The sequence below is a fragment of the Streptomyces klenkii genome (assembly GCF_003626645.1).
In the GTDB taxonomy this organism is placed as follows: Bacteria; Actinomycetota; Actinomycetes; order Streptomycetales; family Streptomycetaceae; genus Streptomyces; species Streptomyces klenkii.
Map to the genome: position 1 here is coordinate 24261 of NZ_RBAM01000020.1, position 16697 is coordinate 40957.

A 16697-nucleotide genomic window follows, 5' to 3' on the forward strand; every position below is an offset into this window, starting at 1 on the left:
GCAGCTGTTATACAGGGTGCCGCGAATCCCACTTGCGGGCTGATCGCAACCGGGCTGGGGTAGGTCCATGTTCATGAACAAGACCCGGCACCGGCGCATCCCGCGCCCCGTACGCCACCGCGTGGCCCTGAGCGCCCTGACCTTACTGGCGGCGACCGCAATTGCTCCCGCCGCCCACGCGGCCCCCGCCCCCTCCGTCGCGCCCGCTCCCTCCGCTGCGCCCGCGTCCCCCGTCACGTGGCAGCCGTGCGCCGAAGCACCCGACGGATACCCCGTCCAGTGCGGCACGATGCGCGTACCGCTCGACTGGAAGAAGCCGGCCGGAGAGCGGACCGACGTCAAGGTCGCCCGCGTACCGGCCCGCGACCAGGCGCACCGCATCGGCGCGCTGTTCTTCAACCCCGGCGGCCCCGGCGGGCAGGGCGCCTCCATGCTCGCCTACGGGTATGCCGACACGCTGTTCAAGGGGCCGTTGCGGGACCGGTTCGACATCGTCAGCCTCGACCCGCGCGGCACCGGCGGCAGCCGGGCGCTGGACTGCGGGCCGGTGCTCGACCCCGGCCAGGTCGTCCTGCCCAAGAACCCTGGCGAGTACGAGGAGATGAAGCGGAACAGCCGGTCCCGCGGCGAGCGGTGCCTGGCCCGCCACGGCGACCTCGTCCGCCACGTCGACACCGCCTCGGTCGCCCGCGACATGGACGCCTTCCGCGCCGCGCTCGGCGAACAGCGCCTCACCTACCTCGGCGTGTCCTACGGCACCTACCTCGGCGCGACCTACGCCCAGCTGTTCCCGCACCGGATCCGGGCCATGGTGCTCGACGGCCCGCTCGACCACGCCTCGGGCGCCACCCGCCTCATGCTGGAGGAAGCCTCCGTCATGGAGGGCGAGTTCGACCGCTTCGCGGTGTGGTGCGCCCGGGACACCGCGTGCGCCCTGCACGGCGAGGACGCGGGGAAGGTCTACGACCGCGTCGTGGCCCGCGCCGACCGCACCCCGATCCCCGCGTCCGGCGCGAAGGGGAAGCCCGCCGTCAACGGCGACTGGATCCGGATGGCACTGCCCAACCAGCTCGTGCGCATCCGCCTGCTGGAGGAGGCCATGGGCTTCGACGCGTGGGCGAAGCTGGCCGAGCGGCTGGCCGCCGCGGACCGGCGCAACGACGCCACGGGCCTCGTCGAGGGCGGAAGCTACGTCGGCGATCAGGAAAGCGCCTACACCGCCGTCTCCTGCTTGGACTTCCCGCCGCAGTTCACCGGCTACGCCGACGCGGCGGCCCGCCTCGCACAGGCCCGCAAGACCGCTCCGCGCACGGGCGCGGCCGTGGAGGGCTGGGTCATCTCCGCCAGCTGCGCGGACTGGCCCGTCGAGCCGACCAGCCCGTGGCAGCCGACGACAGTGCGCGGCGCGCCGCCGATCCTGATCGCCGCCAACACCCATGACCCGTCCACGCCCCTGGCCGGCGGCCGCCGCCTCCAGCAGCAGATCGCCGGCAGCCGGCTGCTGGTCACGGACGTGAACGGCCACGTCTCCTACTTCAACTCCGCCTGCGCGCGGGAGCGCGAGACCGCGTACCTGATCAGCACGGAGATGCCGGCGCGGCTCACCTGCCCGGCCCCGTAGGCCCGTAGGCAGGACCTGCCCGGGCGGGCCGTCCCGGCCGGGCAGGACCGCGTTCAGTCGCCGAGGGCGAGCCGCACGCCGAAGGCGGCGATGACGGTGCCGGTGATCCGGTCGAGGACGCGGCGCGCCGAGGGCTTCCGGAGGGTGGTGCGGAGCGCCCGCGCGAAGGCGATCAGGACGGCCGCCCAGAGCGAGGCGAGCACGATGTGCACGCCGGCCAGCAGGGTGCCGGTCGCCACGTGCGGGGCGCCGGCCGGGATGAACTGCGGCAGGACGGCCACGTAGAAGGCGCCCATCTTGGGGTTGAGCAGGTTGGTCACGGTGCCCCGGCGCCAGCCGGCCCGGAAGCCGCCGGTGGCGTCGGGCGCATCCGTGTCACCGGCGTCACCGGCTTCGTCGGCGTTGCGAGTGGGACCGGCGGTGCCGGATTCCGCACCGGCCCGCCGGCGCAGGGCCGGTATCAGGATCCGGCCGCCCATCCACACCAGGTACGCGGCCCCCACCCAGCGGAGGATCGTGTAGGCGAGGTGGGAGGCGGTCAGCAGGGCGGTGATGCCCAGCGAGCTGAGCACGCCCCAGACGAGGGTGCCGGTCTGGATCCCGAGCACCACGCCCCAGGCGCGCCTGCGGTGACCGAAGGCGGCGGTGCGCAGGATGAGGGCGGTGTCGAGGCCGGGCGTGAGGGTGAGGAGCCCCACGATCAGGGCGAAGGACCCCAGGGCGGAGAGTGTGATCATGGGCGGTCACTGTACTGCCGGAACCGTGAACTCCCTATTTTCTGCCCGGAATCGGGCAGGAATCCAAGATATCGTCGATCGAATGACAGAGCTGATAGGAACGATCGAGTGCATTTGGCGCTATCCGATCAAATCGACGGGTGGGGAACGGCTGGAGCGCGCGGACGTCGGCCCGCGCGGTCTCGAAGGCGACCGCCTGTACGCGGTGCGGGACGCCGAGGGCAGGTTCGGCTCGGGGAAGAACACCCGCCGCTTCCGCCGCATGCCGGGCCTGCTGGACCTGCGCTCCCGCTACCCGGACGGGCCGGCGGGCCGCCCCGAACTCCTGGACCCGTACGGCACGGCCGTCCCCGATCCGACCGCGTACCTCCGCCGCCACCTGGGCCGGGACGACGTCGGCCTCGCCCGCGAGGAGGCCGTCTCCCACTTCGACCAGCTCCCCCTCAGCGTGCTCACCACCGCCACCCTCGACTGGGTGCGCGCGGCCGTCCCCGGCGTCCCGGTCGACGAACGGCGCTTCCGCCCGAACCTCGTGGTCCGCACCCCGCCGGGCACCCGCCCGTTCGCCGAGGACGAGTGGTTCGGGCGCACGGCACGGATCGGCGATGCCCTGCGCGTGGAGTTCGTCCGCTCCAGCGAACGCTGCGTCACGGTCAACGAAGCCCAGCAGGACCTCCCGCACTCGCCCCTGATCCTGCGAGCCGTCGCACGAGCACACGACACCCGCCTGGACGCCCTGGCCACCGTGGTGACACCGGGCCCGGTGAGAACCGGAGACGGCGTCCGTCTGACGTGACGCCGTCCGACGTGACGCCGCCTGGCCGGCCGGCGCGAAAAACCCTTGGCGGCCCGGATCCGTCTGCTCCTAGAGTGGCCGGTGTCCAGGTGCGCAAGCGGGACCTACTTCGACTTCTCATCGGGAGGCCGCGGGTTCGAATCCCGCCGCCGGCACAACGCGCCGGCGTAGCTCAGGGGACAGAGCGCCTTGTCGGTTCCGCCGCCTCGATCTCTGGACAGCAGTATTCACGCACCTCCCGGTGCGCGGGCCACGGCTCCTTCGTTGTGTTCGAATCCATGCCGTGGCCGTACAGAACTCGGGAGGCGCGGCACCGGGGCGTCCGGTGCGCAGGTGACGGTTACTTCCGGGACAGCCGGTCGCGGGTTCGAATCCCGTCCCAGCTTCGGGCTGGTGTAGCTCAGTTCGGCAGAGCAGCTGTAATACGTACCGTCGCCGACCTCCGACCTCGGACGCCCCCGCCGTGCTTCCCCGGATGAATTCGGGGGAATTCACATGGCACGCTTCAACACCCGTACGCCCAAGCCTGAACTCAAGCCTGAGCTCAAGCCCGGGGCGGCCCGGCCCGCCTCGCCCGTGACCACGACCGGGCGCACCCGTACGCACCTCGGCGGCAAGGGCTACGCGCGGGACGAGCGGTCCGAGCTGTTCCTGCTCGCCGTCGCCAACTTCGTCTCCCAGCAGACGTATCACGAGAGCGCCGCCGGCCGTGATGACCGGTTCGCCGCGCTCGTGCGCAAGCTCGCCGTCGAGGACGCCGCATGGACCGCCGGCCTCCTGCGCTGGCTGCGCGGCGACGGCCGGATGCGTACCGCCTCCCTCGTCGGCGCCGCCGAGTACGTCAAGGCCCGGCTCGACGCCGGCGCCACCGACGGCCCCACGAACCGTCAGGTCGTCGACTCCGTGCTGCGCCGCGCGGACGAGCCCGGCGAACTGCTCGCCTACTGGACCTCCGCCCACGGCCGGAACGTGCCCAAGCCGGTCAAGCGCGGCATCGCCGACGCCGTGCGGCGCCTCTACACCGGCCGCAACCTCCTGAAGTACGACACCGCCTCCAAGGGCTACCGCTTCGGCGACGTCCTCAACCTCGTCCACCCCACGCCCGATCCGGACAAGCCTTGGCAGGGCGGCCTCTTCCAGTACGCCCTGGACCGCCGGCACAACCCCGACACCGCCGCCCCGCCCGCCTCCGACCGCACCCTCACCGCGCACCACGCGCTGATGGCCCTGCCCGTCGCCGAACGCCGCGCCCTGCTCAGCGCACCGGGCGGCGCCGAGCGGCTCGCCGAGGCGGGCATGACCTGGGAGGCGCTGGCGGGCTGGCTCCAGGGCCCGATGGACGCGGCGGCCTGGGAGGCGATCATTCCGTCCATGGGGACCATGGCCCTGGTCCGCAACCTGCGCAACTTCGACCAGGCCGGCGTCAGCGACGAGGTCGCCCGGCAGGCGGCCGCGCGGATCGCCGACCCGGAAGAGGTCGCCCGGTCCGGGCAGTTCCCCTTCCGGTACCTGGCCGCGTACCAGCACGCACCGTCGCTGCGCTGGGCCCACCCCCTGGAGCAGGCCCTCGGCCACTCCCTGGCGAACGTGCCCGCGCTGCCCGGCCGGACCCTGATCCTGGTCGACCGCTCCGGCTCCATGTGGTCGCCGCTGTCCGACCGTTCCCAGCTCAACCGCGCCGACGCCGCCGCGATCTTCGGCACGGCCGTGGCGCTGCGCGCGGCCGGCGCCGACCTGGTCGAGTTCGGCACCACCAGCGCGCCCGTGACGTACGGCCGGGGCGAGTCTGTCCTCAAAGTGCTGGAGCGCTTCGGGAGCCTCGGCGGCACCGACACCACCGAGGCCGTGCGCCGGCACTACCGCGGCCACGACCGGGTCCTGATCGTCACCGACGAGCAGGCCTCGTACCACCACGCGGGAGACCCGGCCGGGCAGGTGCCGGACCGCGTCCCGGTCTACACCTGGAACCTCGCCGGCTACCGGCCCGGCCACGGTCCCTCGGGGTCGGCCGGCCGGCACACCTTCGGTGGGCTCACGGACGCGGCCTTCAGCGTTGTGCCGCTGCTGGAACGCGGCCGGGACGCCCGCTGGCCCTGGGAGGGCTGAACCGCGGCAGCATCCGCGTCCGCCGTGTCCGCGTCCGTCGCGGCGGGGTCCCGGAGTGCCCGGGGACCCCGCCCGTGGAGCCCTAGGACGATATCGACCACTTCAGCTGCGCCGGTGCCGACGCCGGGCTTCCGGTGTACTTCGTGGTGTACGCGGGCGCCTTGCCGTAGTCGTCGCCCCCGCTGCCCAGGTACCAGCCGTTCCCCTCGTTCTTGACGAGCTTGGTGGAGGCGTCGTAGGACCACTTGAGCTGCGGGGGAGCGGAGGCCGGGTCGCCCGTGTACTTCGTCGTGTACGCGGGGGCCTTGGCGGAGTCGCCGCCGCTGCCGAGGTACCAGCCGTGCGCCTCGTTCTTGATGAGCTTGGTGGAGGCGTCGTAGGTCCACTTGAGGTTGCCGGGCGCCGACGCCGGGTCGCCCGTGTACTTGGAGGTGTACGCGGGCGGCTTCGCGGAGGAGGTGTCACTGCCGCTGTCGAGGTACCAGCCGTTCCCCTCGTTCTTGATCGGTGCTGCTGAGGCGGATGAGGCCGGCGAGGAGGAGGCCGGTGAGGAGTCCGCCGGCGAGGGGGAGTCGGCCCGGCCCGTGCCGGGGGCCAGGGCCACCAGTGTTGCGGCGGCTGCGGCCGCGAGGATCGCGGACCGCCGGGCGAGCGGGAGCGGGTGCACTGGCATGGTCGTCCTGCCGTTTCTGCGCGTGATTTCGGGGAGGCGAACGGTTCGCCTCAGAACCGCACTGTCGGCAATGAGCATGGGCCGGGCGGCCGTTCCGTACCTACCGGAACCGTTGCCCACCACCGGTTCGTGCATGGGCATACGGCTCCGCCGCGTGCGCGGACGCGGCGCCGCGCGTTCGGGGGCGCCGGGCGTGCGGCGCGCTGACCGGGCGGCAGAATGGGCCCCCACGGTGGACGGACGCGAGACGGACACGAGAAGGGACGCATGCCCGGTGACTTCGATCGCAGCAGCCGGAGGCTCCATGAACCGGCGGAACGGACCGCAACGCCCGTACGACGTCGTGCTCTTCGGCGCCACGGGGTTCGTCGGCCGGCTCACGGCCGAATACCTGCTGGCCCACGCTCCGGAGGGGTTCCGGTGGGCGCTCGCCGGGCGCAGCCGGACGAAGCTGGAGCAGCTCCGCGAGGGGCTGGCCGCGCTCGACCCCGTACGGGCCGCCGAGCCGGCTCTCATCACCGCGGACGCGGCCGACCCCGCCGCCATGCGTGAACTGGCCGAGTCCGCGCACGTCGTCGCCTCGACCGTCGGCCCGTACATCCGCTACGGCCGGGAGCTGGTGGCGGCCTGCGCGGAAGCCGGCACCGACTACACCGACCTCACCGGCGAGCCGGAGTTCGTCGACCTCACGTACCTGCGCCACGACGCGCAGGCCCGCAGGAGCGGCGCCCGGATCGTGCACGCCTGCGGCTTCGACTCGGCCCCGCACGACCTCCTCGCGTACTTCACCGTACGGCAGTTGCCGGAAGGGGTGCCGCTGACGGTCGACGGCTTCGTCCGGGCGTCGGGCATTATCTCCGGCGGGACGCTGGCCACGTCGCTGCTGATCGCCGCGCGGCAGCGCCAGGCGAAGGCGGCGGCGCGGGAGCGGAGCCGGTACGAGCCGTCGCCCGCCGGGCGGCAGGTGCGCGCTCCGCTGGGGGCGCCGCGGTTCAGCAAGGAGACGGGCACGTGGGCGCTGCCGCTGCCCACGCTCGACCCCCAGGTCGTACGCCGCTCGGCCGCCGCGCTGGAGCGGTACGGCCCCGACTTCCGCTACCGGCACTACGCGTCCGTGAAGAGGCTGCCCGTGGCCCTGGCCGGGACGGCCGGCCTGGGCGCGCTGGCGGCGGCCGCGCAGGTGGCCCCCGTCAGGTCCTGGCTCTCCCGTCTCTACGAGCCGGGCAGGGGGCCGGGCGCGGAGCAGCGGGCCCGCGCCTGGTTCCAGGTGCGGGCCGTCGGCGAAGGGGGCGGGCGGCGCGTGTTCACCGAGGTCACGGGCGGCGACCCCGGTTACGGCGAGACGGCGAAGATCCTGGCGGAGGCGTCGCTGTGCCTCGCCCTGGACGACCTGCCGGAGACGTCGGGGCAGGTCACGACGGCCGTGGCGATGGGGGACGCGCTGACCGGGCGGCTGGAGGCGGCGGGCATCCGCTTCCGGGTCCGCTACAGCGGCTGACGCGCCGGCCTCAGCACTGAGGGCGCTTGCCGTGGTTGGCGGCCTTGCCGCGGCGGGCCCTCTTCTTGCGGCGTCGCTTGGAGGACATGGGGGTGTCTCCTCTCGTGGACTTCCGCTAAATCTATCCCGTTATGAGGTGGTCTGCCCGTTCTGATCGTGCGGGCCTGGTTCCTTCGAAGGAGCCGCCGTATCCGCCGAAAGGGCCGTCGTATCCGTTTCCGCAGCCGTAGCCGCATCCAGCAGCCGCTCGACCTCGGCGACGACGATGCCGGGTTCCGCCGTCGGCACCATGTGGTCCGCGTGCCGCGCGAGGACGTGCCGCCCGCGAGGGGACTGCCGGGCCCGGTGGGCGTGCGCCGCGTTTATGGACGCGCGGGCCTGCGCGCTCATGCCCGGGGTGGGCAGGGTCGCGGAGATGACCGTGACGGGGATGTCACCGAGGACCGGCGGGTCGTCGCGCAAGGTGCGCAGGTCGGCCGCGATGTCGGCCTGTTCGGCGCCCATCGTGCGCATGGTCGCGACGGTGAACGCCTCCGCGCGCATGTCGGCGGCGGCGTCGGGCGGCAGGGCGGCGGTCACCTTACGGAAGAGCAGGCCGAGCAGCCCCAGGCGCGCCAGCAGCAGGGCCGCCCCGTACCGGACCTTCTCCAGACGGCGGATGGAGCGGTCGAAGAGCAGGTCGCAGGCCTCGTCCGTGGGGTCGACCAGCACCAGGCCGGCGATCCGCCCGGGCCGGGCCGCCGCGGCGAGCCGTACGACCGGGCCGCCCCAGCTGTGCCCGACCAGTACGTACGGGCCCGGGCCGAGGTGGTCGAGCAGGTCGCCCAAGTCGCCGGCGAGCCGGGCGAGCCGGCGCTGCCCCGACGGGTCGGGAGCGCTCCGCCCGAGCCCGCTGCGGTCGTAGGCCACCGTCCGCGCCGCCCCCGCCACGCCCCGCTGCACGAGCGCCCAGTACGACCGCACCGACGCCAGCCCGCCTTCGAACACCACCGTCACGGGGGCGCCGCCGCCGTCAGGACCGGCGAGCTCCATGAAGTACAACTCCCGGCCGTCCCGGGTCCGTGCGGTACCGGGCGTGCCCTGGCTGTGCTGCGATCGCTGCATCGTTACCGTCCTCGACCTCAACCTCGACGAAGGGGAACTTAGGTTAACCTAAGTTACGCGTGAGGTGACTCCGGCGGCGGCTTTACCCTGATAAATCCATTCCGGACTGCGGAATCTGCGGAACTGTGGAGTCCGCAGGGCCTGCGGGCGGAGCCTGGTGCTGTGCCTGTGCCCGAAGTCACGGTCATCATCGCCGCGTTCGACGCCATGCCGTACGTGACCCGCAGCGTCGGCTCCGTCCTCGGCCAGTCCCTGGGGGCGGACCGGATCGAGGTGATCGCGGTCGACGACGGCTCCACGGACGGCACGGCGGACGAGCTGGACCGCCTGGCGGAGCGGGCGCCGCTGATGCACGTGATCCACCAGCCGAACTCCGGCGGGCCCGCGGGCCCGCGCAACCTCGGCCTGGACCGCGCGACGGGGCGCTACGTCTTCTTCCTCGACGCGGACGACCACCTGGGCTCCGAGGCCCTGGAGCGCATGGTCGCGGCGGCGGACGAGAACGGCTCCGACGTCGTCCTCGGGCGGATCGTGGGCGAGGGCGGCCGCCGCGCGCCCGGGTCGATGTTCCGGCGGAACCAGCCCAGCACGGACGTGTTCGCCTCCAGGGTCTACTGGACGCTCAACCCGATGAAGCTGTTCCGCCGCGAGCTGATCGACCGGCTCCGGCTCCGCTTCGACACCGGCCTGTCCATCGGCGAGGACCAGCCGTTCGTCGCCACCGCCTACCTCGAAGCCGCCGCGATCTCCGTCGTCGCCGACTACGACTGCCTCTACTGGGTCGCCCGCGAGGACGGCAACAACATCACCGCGCAGGAGCACGGCGCGCGGATGCGCATCGGCCTCTTCAGGAAGATGACCGAGCTCGTCGCCGCGCACACCCCGGCCGGCCCCGGCCGCGACACTCTGATGCACCGGCACTACGCGGTCGAACTGCGCGACGCCGTACTCCAGCTGAGCCGCGAACCGCAGCGCGAGGTCCAGGACAAGCTGCTGTACGAACTGGCCGACCTGGTCGCCCTGCACTGGACCGAGGGACTGGCCGAGCGCCTGCCCGCCGTGGTCCGCCTGCGGTGCCACCTCATCCGCCACCGGCTCCTCGACGAACTCCTCACTCTCGTCCACTGGGAGCTCGACCGGGGCGCCGCCAGCTACGGCATCACCACCCTCGCCGCCACGGCCGCCACGGGCCCGGAGCTCCAGGTCGACGGCGGCCGCGCCTACGCCCTCTACCCCTACTTCCGCGACTCCACGCTCAACATCCCCGACGACTGCTACGACATCACCGCCGAGCTGCGCGCCCGGCACCGCGTCGACTCCGCCGACATCAACGCCACCGGCCTGCGCCTCGCGGGCCACGCCCGCATCCACCGCATATCCACGCGCGACGTCACCGACGTCAGCACCGAGCTCATCCTCCGCAAGCGCGGCACGGACACGGAGCGCCGCCTCCCGGTCCACCACACCCCGACCCCGGGCCTCGGCGCCGACGAGGACGGCGGCCTCTACGCGTACGAGATGGCCGGGTACGACGTGACCGTCGACCTCGCCTCGCTGACGCCCGGCCTCTGGGACATCTCCCTCGCCGTCGGCGCCCAGGGCATCGTGAAGGAAGCCCGCCTCGGCAGCAGCCGCGCGGACTCCGTGACCACGGCGACGACCACGCTCGTCACGGACGCGGGCACGGCCGTCGCCCTCTACACCACCAAGCCCTACGGCAACCTCACCCTGGACGTGGGCGAGACCCGCCACCGCATACCGCCGCACCTGCGCGTCACCGGCGCGGCGTGGTCGGCCGACGCCCCCGCCACCCTCGTCGTGAAGGGCCGCTGCACCCTGGCGAGCCGGCCCGGCGGCGCGCTGACGATACGAGCCGGAGGACCGGACGGCGCGGAAGAACGCACCCCGGTCGAACCGGCCTCCTCCGACGGCACGTTCACGGTGCGGGTCCCCTGCACGACGGCCGGCGAACGGGAGCTGACGCTCCGCCTCGCCGTAGCGGGCAAGGAGTGGTCCGTCCCCGTACCGTCTCAGCCGTCCCTGAAGCCCACCCGCTGGCAGCGCCTGGGCCTCCCGTGGTACGCAAAGCCCCTGCCGGGCCGCGACGTACTGACCCTGCGCGTCGGCCGGGTGGAACTGCTGAAGGCGGTACGGAGACGGCTGGCGAAGCGTTAGGGGCCCCGCTGCCGTACGGCCGCGCTTCCGGGCGGCGCCGCCCCCGGGCCGGCTAACCCTCGCGGGTCACCACGAGGCTGACGTTGTGCCCGCCGAAGCCGAAGGAGTTCACGAGCCCCGCCGACCAGGCGCCGGCGCGGCTCTCGCCGTGGACCACGTCCAGGCCGATGCCCGGGCCCGGCTCCTCGAAGTTGCGGGTCGCGGGCAGTACGCCGTCCCGGAGTGTGAGCAGGGCGGCGACCGCGGCCACCGCGCCCGACGCGCCCAGCATGTGCCCGGTCATCGACTTCGTGGCCGTGACCGCCACGTGCCCGCCGAGCGCGCTCGCGATCGCCCGCGCCTCGGCCAGGTCCCCGGACTCCGTGGACGTGGCGTGCGCGTGGACGTTGTCGACGTCCTGAGGCCCCAGGCCCGCGTCGCGCAGGGCCGTCCGGATGGCGTGCACCTGGCCTTCCGCGTCCGAGGCGGTGATGTGGTGCGCGCTGGAGGACACGGCGGCGCCGGCCAGCTTCCCGTACGTACGGGCCGACCGGGCCCGGGCGAACTCCGCGCGCTCCAGGACCACCACGCCCGCGCCCTCGGCCATGACGAAGCCGCTGCGGGCCGCGTCGAAGGGACGGGAGACCGCGCGCGGATCGCCGTCGTCCGTGGAAAGGGCCTTCATCTGCGCGAACGCGGCGACGCAGAACGGGTGCAGCGACGCCTCGGCGCCGCCCGCGACCACGACGTCGGCGCGCCCGGCCCGGATCAGGTCGAGGCCCATCGCGATCGCCTCCGCCCCGGAGGCGCACGCGCTCACCGGCGTCCTCGCGCCGCCCCGCGCGCCCAGCTCCATGCTCACCCAGGCGGCCGGGCCGTTCGGCATCAGCATGGGCACGGCGTACGGGGAGAGCCGGCGCGGCCCCGACCGCTCGTAGACGTCGTCCTGGCCGAGGGTGGTGAGGATGCCGCCGGTACCCGTGCCGATGACGACGGCGAGCCGCTCGGGCTCCACCTGCGGCCGCCCGGCGTCCCGCCACGCCTCACGCGAGCCGATCATCGCGAGCTGCTCGCACCGGTCCCACTTACGGGCCTCCACGCGCTCCAGCAGCGACAGCGGATCCACGGGAAGCGCACCGGCCACGCGCACCGGCAGGTCCGCCGCCGCCCACTCCTCCCCGAGCCGCGTCACGCCGGACTCACCGGCGACCATGCCCTTCCACGACTGCGTGATGTCGGCGCCGAGCGGGGTGATCCCGCCGACGCCCGTCACGAGCACCTCAATGTTGCTGCTCATCCTCGCCCCTCCATGCACAAGTAGGAAATCAACAAGACGCTGCGGTGTTCCGCGCAGCTGATCCGTACGGCACAAAGACGACACTGCCAGGACATTGCCGGTGGCTTCGCTTGATCCGGCCCACCGAATCGGAAGCGGGAATCTGTAAGATCAGAACAATGACGTCAGAGGGGGACGCATGGCCACGTGGGGACTGATCGTCGAATCGACCGTGGGCGGGGCGAGCCGGTAAAGCCGAAGTGGCTGGGCCGCACGGACCTGTCCTGATCAAGGGCTTCGGCGGCTGCCGGAGCTAGGCGCGTGCTGAATCCGGGCGTTCCTCGTCCCGTATGCGGTTTACGGGAGGTATACGGGACGTGCGGAGGTGAGATCGCCCCTGCGTCGTGTGCTGGAGGAAGGGGCGGGCGGATGCAAGCGGTGATGCGGGCGCTGTCCATTGCCGGGGCTATGGCTTGGGAGATTGCCTGGGCTCTGGTTCTGGGGTTTGTTCTGTCCGCGGTGGTGCAGGCGGTGGTGCGCAAGGCGACCGTCGTCGCCCTGCTCGGCGATGCCCGGCCCCGTACGCTGGTGCGTGCCGCGGGGCTGGGGGCGGCCTCTTCGTCGTGTTCTTATGCGGCCGTCGCGTTGGCCCGGGCTCTGTTCCGGAAGGGGGCGGACTTCACTGCGGCCATGGCCTTCGAGATTGCCTCCACCAATCTGGTGGTGGAGCTGGGGGTGATCCTGGCGCTGCTCATGGGGTGGCAGTTCACGCTCGCGGAGTTTGTGGGCGGGCCCGTCATGATCATCGCCTTGGCGGTGCTTTTCAGGCTCTTTCTCCGGCCCCGCCTGCTGGGTGAGGCCCGGGCGCAGGCCGGGCGCGGGGTGGCCGGTTCCATGGAGGGGCACGCGGCCATGGACATGTCCGTGCGGCGTGAGGGGACGTTCGCGCGGCGGCTGTTCTCCGGCGAGGGGTTCACGGCCACGGCGCACATCTTCGTCATGGAGTGGGCGGCGATCCTTCGCGACCTCGTGGCCGGTCTGCTGATCGCCGGTGCCATTGCCGCCTGGGTCCCGGACTCGTTCTGGTCGGCGTTCTTCCTCACCGACGACCCCGGGCTCGTGAAATGGTGGGGCCCGCTCGTCGGCCCGCTGGTGGCGATCGCCTCGTTCGTGTGCTCCATCGGGAACGTGCCGCTGGCCGTCGTCCTGTGGAAGGGCGGCATCAGCTTCGGCGGCGTGGTCGCGTTCATCTTCGCCGACCTGCTGATCCTGCCGATCCTGAACATCTACCGGAAGTACTACGGCGCGAGGACGGCGCTCTTTCTGCTGGTGACCTTCTACGTGGCCATGGTCGTCGCCGGGTACGCCGTCGAATTCGTCTTCGGCGGCCTGGGACTGGTGCCCGGGCGCGGGCACGCGGCGATTCCCGAGGCGGGGGTGAGCTGGAACTACACGACCTGGCTCAACATCGCCTTCCTCGGCCTGGCCGCCGCGCTGCTCGTGCGCTTCCTCCGCACGGGAGGGAAGGCGATGCTGGGGGCGATGGGCGGCGGCCCGCGCTGAGGACCGGCCGGGAGGACCGGCCGCGAGGACCGGCCGGTCAGGGGAGCACGGTCAGGGGAGCTTTGTGGTCTTCTTGGCGAGTTCGTAGGCCGGCAGCATCTCCTTGTGCTCGCTGCTGTCGAGCCCGCCGAGGTGGACGACGGTCACGCCCTTCGGCGTCGTCACGGCGAAGGCCTGTTCCTGCTTCGGCTCGTCCAGGAGAGGGCTCTTCTGCTCGTAGACGACCTCCGCGGCGGGAAGGTCACCGGCCTTGGTGTCGCTGAATTCCTTGCCGGTGACGTTCTTCTCCTCGGCCACGAACGACTCCAGCGCCTGACGCGGCGACATGTCCGTCCGCTCCGACGTCCACACGCGGATATAGCCGATCATGCCTGCCGGCTTCGCGTCGATTTCGCAGGCGCCCTTGAACGACGGGTGGCCCAGCCACTTGCTGAGGAACTTCGCGCCCTCGGCGTCGAGCCCCTTGGGCTTCCACGCCTTCGCCACCTCGAACGACACCGGGAACTCGCAGACCGCCCCGGCGTCCCCGATCCGGCCGCCGTCCTTCCACTCGGCCTTCTTCTCCGACGGGCCGGCCTTGTCCTTAGACTTCTCGCTCTCGTTCGCAGCCTTGGCCGAGGCGGGGGCCGGGCTCTCCCCGGCGGCGTCGCCGCCCTTCTTGGCGCCGGAGGAGCAGCCGGCGAGCAGGCCGACCGAGACGACGGCGGCCACCGCGCCCGACGTGAGCTCGTGCATGAAGTCTTTCCTCGCTATTCGAACTAACGAGGCAAAAGCTATCTCTACGGGTACGGATCGCTCAAACCGCTATCGAGTCGAGCCGGGACCCCGGCAGCGGTCGCTTACTCGCTGATTCTCGGGCCCAGTTCCTTTGCCAGGGCCAGGGTCAGGGCGCGGAAGATCTGGACCTCGGGGTTGCGGTCCGCGGTGCGGACCGCCAAGTAGCTGCTGTCGCGGGGAGCGTCCAGGACGGGGACGAAGACCGCGCCGGGCCACGCGTAGTAGCGGGCGAAGGACTTCAGGCCGGAGCCGGCCGCACGGCCGGTGACCACCCCGGTGAGCACTTCCTGCGGCGTCAGCGCGAAGTCCGTGCTGCGGCGCCGGGCCGTGGAGCCGAAGTACAGGTACTCGGTGAAGGAGCGCGGCGTACGGCCGGGGACGCGGAAGAACGGCAGGTCGGCGATGTCGGCGAGCCGGGCGCCGGTGCCGCGGGCGTCCGCGAGGGCGGACGACTCCGGGACCACCACGATGCGCTGCTCGGTGGTGAGGACGTCGGAGGTGATGCGGTCGTCATCCGGGGAGGGGCGGACGAACGCGACGTCGACGCGGTCCTCGACGAGTGCCGAGACGTGTTCGGTGAAGTCGAGCTGCCGCAGCTCGACGGCGACGTGCGGGCGGGCGCGGCGGAAGGCGTTGACCGAGGCCGGGGTCAGCTCCGCCGAGCCGTGGCCCATGATGCCGACGCGCAGCGGCCTGCCCGCGGCGGAGGCCGGGGCCGGGTCCGCTTCCGCCACGTCGTCCAGCGCGGCGTCGGCGGCGGCGAGGAGGGTGCGGGCGTGGCGGGCGAGCCGTTCGCCGGCCGGTGTGGGCGACACGGGGGTGCGGTGGAGCAGACGGGTGCCGAGGTCGGTCTCCAGCCGCCGGACGTGCTGGGTGACGGCGGGCGGGGAGAGGAAGAGCCGGGCGGCGGCCCGTCCGAAGTGTCCTTCCTCGACCACCGCCAGGAAGGACGACAGCAGGCGGAGATCCATGACGGCCACGATAGACATGACCGCCGCCCCGTTCGTACGCCCGTTCACAAGTCGTGAATGCGGGCGGCGGGGCACGGGCCGGGGCCCGTAGGACTGGACGGCGTGAGTACCTCTGCAACAAGCAAGACGACAGACACGACGACAGACACGCTGATAAACACGCCGGCAGTCGAGCCGCGCGACGTCGCTGCGGCCGCGGGCCGCCCCTGGCTGCGCACCGGCTGGATGATGACCGCCTCGGGCTGGAGCGCGAACCAGTTCTCCGCGCTGCTCAGTGCCTACCGGTCCGAGCTCGGCCTGTCCGAGTCCACGGTCACCGGCCTGTTCGCGGTGTACGTCGTGGGCCTGGTCCCGGGCCTGCTGCTCGGCGGGCCGCTGGCCGACCGGCGCGGGCGCCGCCCGGTGGCGCTGGCCGCCCTGGCGGTCAACCTGCTCTCGTCCTGCATGCTGATGGCGGGCTCGGCCGCCACGGGATGGCTCCTGCCGGGCCGGTTCCTGACCGGCCTCAGCGCGGGCGCGCTCCTCGCGGCGGGCAGCGCCTGGGTCAAGGAGCTGTCCTGCCCGCCGTACGCACCGGACGCGGCAGCGGGGACGGCGGCCCGGCGATCCGGGCTGTTCGTCTCGGCGGGATTCGCCTCGGGCGGGCTGGTGGCCGCGCTGATCGCCCAGTGGCTGCCGCACCCGATGGCGACGGCGTACGTTCCGCACGTGGTCCTGGCCGCGGTCGCCTGGGCGGTCGCGCACGGCGCGCCGGAGACGGGCCGCCGGGCGGACCGGACGCGCTCCGAGGCCGGTTCCAACGCCCCCGACCGTGCCGCCGTCCCCGACTGGCGCCGCTTCCGCCGTGCCGTGCTGCCCCTGGCGCCGTGGGTCTTCGCCGCCCCGGCCGTCGGCTTCGCGACCCTACCCGGCCTCGTGGACGGCGGTCTGGCCGGCTGGCGCACCGTCTATGCGGGCATCGCGACCGCCGTCGTCCCCGGCAGCGGTCTGCTCGTGCAGCCCCTGGCCCGGCGGCTGGCCGCTCGGCACCGTACGGCCACCGGGGTGGCCGGCCTCGGCGTGATCGCGGCCGGGCTGGCGCTGGCCGTGCCCGCCGCGGCGGCGGCCCGGCCGGGGCTCGCGCTGGTCGCGGCGGCCCTCCTGGGCGCCGGCTACGGCCTCGCCCTGTCCTTCGGCCTGACCGAGGCCGCCGCGGCCGCGCCGCCGGAGCGGCTGGCCATGGTGACGTCCCTGTTCTGGACGGCGGCCTACCTCGGCATGCTCACGCCGTACGCCCTCGCCCTGCTGTCCCGCTGGTGGAGCATGCCCGTACTGCTCGCCGCGGGAGCGGTACTGGCGGCACTGACCTGCGGCGCGCTCGCCGCGCTCGACCGCGGGGCGGAGGCGGACCGTACGCCCGCTTGATCCCTGCGCGGCGCGCG

General features: G+C 72.9%; 14 protein-coding genes and 1 tRNA gene. 8 read left to right on the forward strand and 7 right to left on the reverse strand.

What is annotated here, in order from left to right; genetic code table 11:
• Nucleotides 1-73: 73 nt before the first annotated feature.
• Entirely contained in the window at nucleotides 74-1621 is a 1548-nt protein-coding gene (locus D7231_RS30765; RefSeq protein WP_158673843.1) for an alpha/beta hydrolase, read from the forward strand.
• A 53-nt stretch (nucleotides 1622-1674) separates the two neighbouring features.
• On the opposite strand, the gene D7231_RS30770 is transcribed toward D7231_RS30765, so the two are convergent.
• Nucleotides 1675-2358, reverse strand: coding sequence for a LysE family translocator (locus D7231_RS30770; RefSeq protein WP_120758901.1), 684 nt, complete (start codon nucleotides 2356-2358; stop codon nucleotides 1675-1677).
• An 82-nt stretch (nucleotides 2359-2440) separates the two neighbouring features.
• Here D7231_RS30770 and D7231_RS30775 point away from each other — a divergent pair, with 82 nt between their 5' ends.
• The 3 genes from D7231_RS30775 to D7231_RS30785 all read left to right on the forward strand — a co-directional run bounded on the left by D7231_RS30775 (nucleotide 2441) and on the right by D7231_RS30785 (nucleotide 5260).
• The gene (locus D7231_RS30775; RefSeq protein WP_120758902.1) at nucleotides 2441-3154 is read left to right on the forward strand and encodes an MOSC domain-containing protein; all 714 of its coding nucleotides are present in this window, start codon (nucleotides 2441-2443) and stop codon (nucleotides 3152-3154) included.
• 77 nt (nucleotides 3155-3231) lie between these two features.
• Nucleotides 3232-3309 (forward strand) — tRNA-OTHER (locus D7231_RS30780).
• A gap of 340 nt (nucleotides 3310-3649) precedes the next feature.
• Nucleotides 3650-5260: a TROVE domain-containing protein gene (locus D7231_RS30785; protein ID WP_120758903.1), complete on the forward strand. Its 1611-nt coding sequence runs from the start codon at nucleotides 3650-3652 to the stop codon at nucleotides 5258-5260.
• 82 nt (nucleotides 5261-5342) lie between these two features.
• On the opposite strand, the gene D7231_RS30790 is transcribed toward D7231_RS30785, so the two are convergent.
• Nucleotides 5343-5933, reverse strand: coding sequence for a hypothetical protein (locus D7231_RS30790; RefSeq protein ID WP_147449818.1), 591 nt, complete (start codon nucleotides 5931-5933; stop codon nucleotides 5343-5345).
• Nucleotides 5934-6237: 304 nt separating this feature from the next.
• Between D7231_RS30790 and D7231_RS30795 the strand changes: the two genes are divergently transcribed.
• Nucleotides 6238-7431 (forward strand): saccharopine dehydrogenase family protein, encoded by a 1194-nt coding sequence (locus D7231_RS30795; protein ID WP_120758905.1) that lies wholly within the window; start codon nucleotides 6238-6240, stop codon nucleotides 7429-7431.
• A gap of 10 nt (nucleotides 7432-7441) precedes the next feature.
• Here D7231_RS30795 and D7231_RS38585 read toward each other — a convergent pair whose 3' ends face one another.
• Nucleotides 7442-7519, reverse strand: coding sequence for a 50S ribosomal protein bL37 (locus D7231_RS38585; RefSeq protein WP_391475994.1), 78 nt, complete (start codon nucleotides 7517-7519; stop codon nucleotides 7442-7444).
• Nucleotides 7520-7560: 41 nt separating this feature from the next.
• Nucleotides 7561-8535 carry an alpha/beta fold hydrolase gene (locus D7231_RS30800; protein ID WP_120758906.1) on the reverse strand — a complete coding sequence of 325 codons (975 nt, stop codon included), beginning with the start codon at nucleotides 8533-8535 and terminating at the stop codon, nucleotides 7561-7563.
• Nucleotides 8536-8697: 162 nt separating this feature from the next.
• Between D7231_RS30800 and D7231_RS30805 the strand changes: the two genes are divergently transcribed.
• Entirely contained in the window at nucleotides 8698-10710 is a 2013-nt protein-coding gene (locus D7231_RS30805) for a glycosyltransferase family 2 protein (RefSeq protein WP_147449819.1), read from the forward strand.
• A gap of 52 nt (nucleotides 10711-10762) precedes the next feature.
• On the opposite strand, the gene D7231_RS30810 is transcribed toward D7231_RS30805, so the two are convergent.
• Entirely contained in the window at nucleotides 10763-11986 is a 1224-nt protein-coding gene (locus tag D7231_RS30810; protein ID WP_120758908.1) for a beta-ketoacyl-[acyl-carrier-protein] synthase family protein, read from the reverse strand.
• 408 nt (nucleotides 11987-12394) lie between these two features.
• Here D7231_RS30810 and D7231_RS30815 point away from each other — a divergent pair, with 408 nt between their 5' ends.
• Nucleotides 12395-13528 (forward strand): permease, encoded by a 1134-nt coding sequence (locus D7231_RS30815; protein WP_120758910.1) that lies wholly within the window; start codon nucleotides 12395-12397, stop codon nucleotides 13526-13528.
• A gap of 51 nt (nucleotides 13529-13579) precedes the next feature.
• On the opposite strand, the gene D7231_RS30820 is transcribed toward D7231_RS30815, so the two are convergent.
• Both D7231_RS30820 and D7231_RS30825 read right to left on the reverse strand, forming a co-directional pair.
• Nucleotides 13580-14263, reverse strand: a complete 684-nt coding sequence (locus D7231_RS30820) for a lipoprotein (RefSeq protein WP_120758912.1) — start codon at nucleotides 14261-14263, stop codon at nucleotides 13580-13582.
• A gap of 104 nt (nucleotides 14264-14367) precedes the next feature.
• The gene (locus tag D7231_RS30825; RefSeq protein WP_120758977.1) at nucleotides 14368-15276 is read right to left on the reverse strand and encodes a LysR family transcriptional regulator; all 909 of its coding nucleotides are present in this window, start codon (nucleotides 15274-15276) and stop codon (nucleotides 14368-14370) included.
• Between the two features lie 102 nt (nucleotides 15277-15378).
• Here D7231_RS30825 and D7231_RS30830 point away from each other — a divergent pair, with 102 nt between their 5' ends.
• On the forward strand, nucleotides 15379-16680 hold the full coding sequence (locus D7231_RS30830) for an MFS transporter (RefSeq protein WP_242000007.1): 1302 nt from the start codon (nucleotides 15379-15381) through the stop codon (nucleotides 16678-16680).
• Nucleotides 16681-16697: the final 17 nt, after the last annotated feature.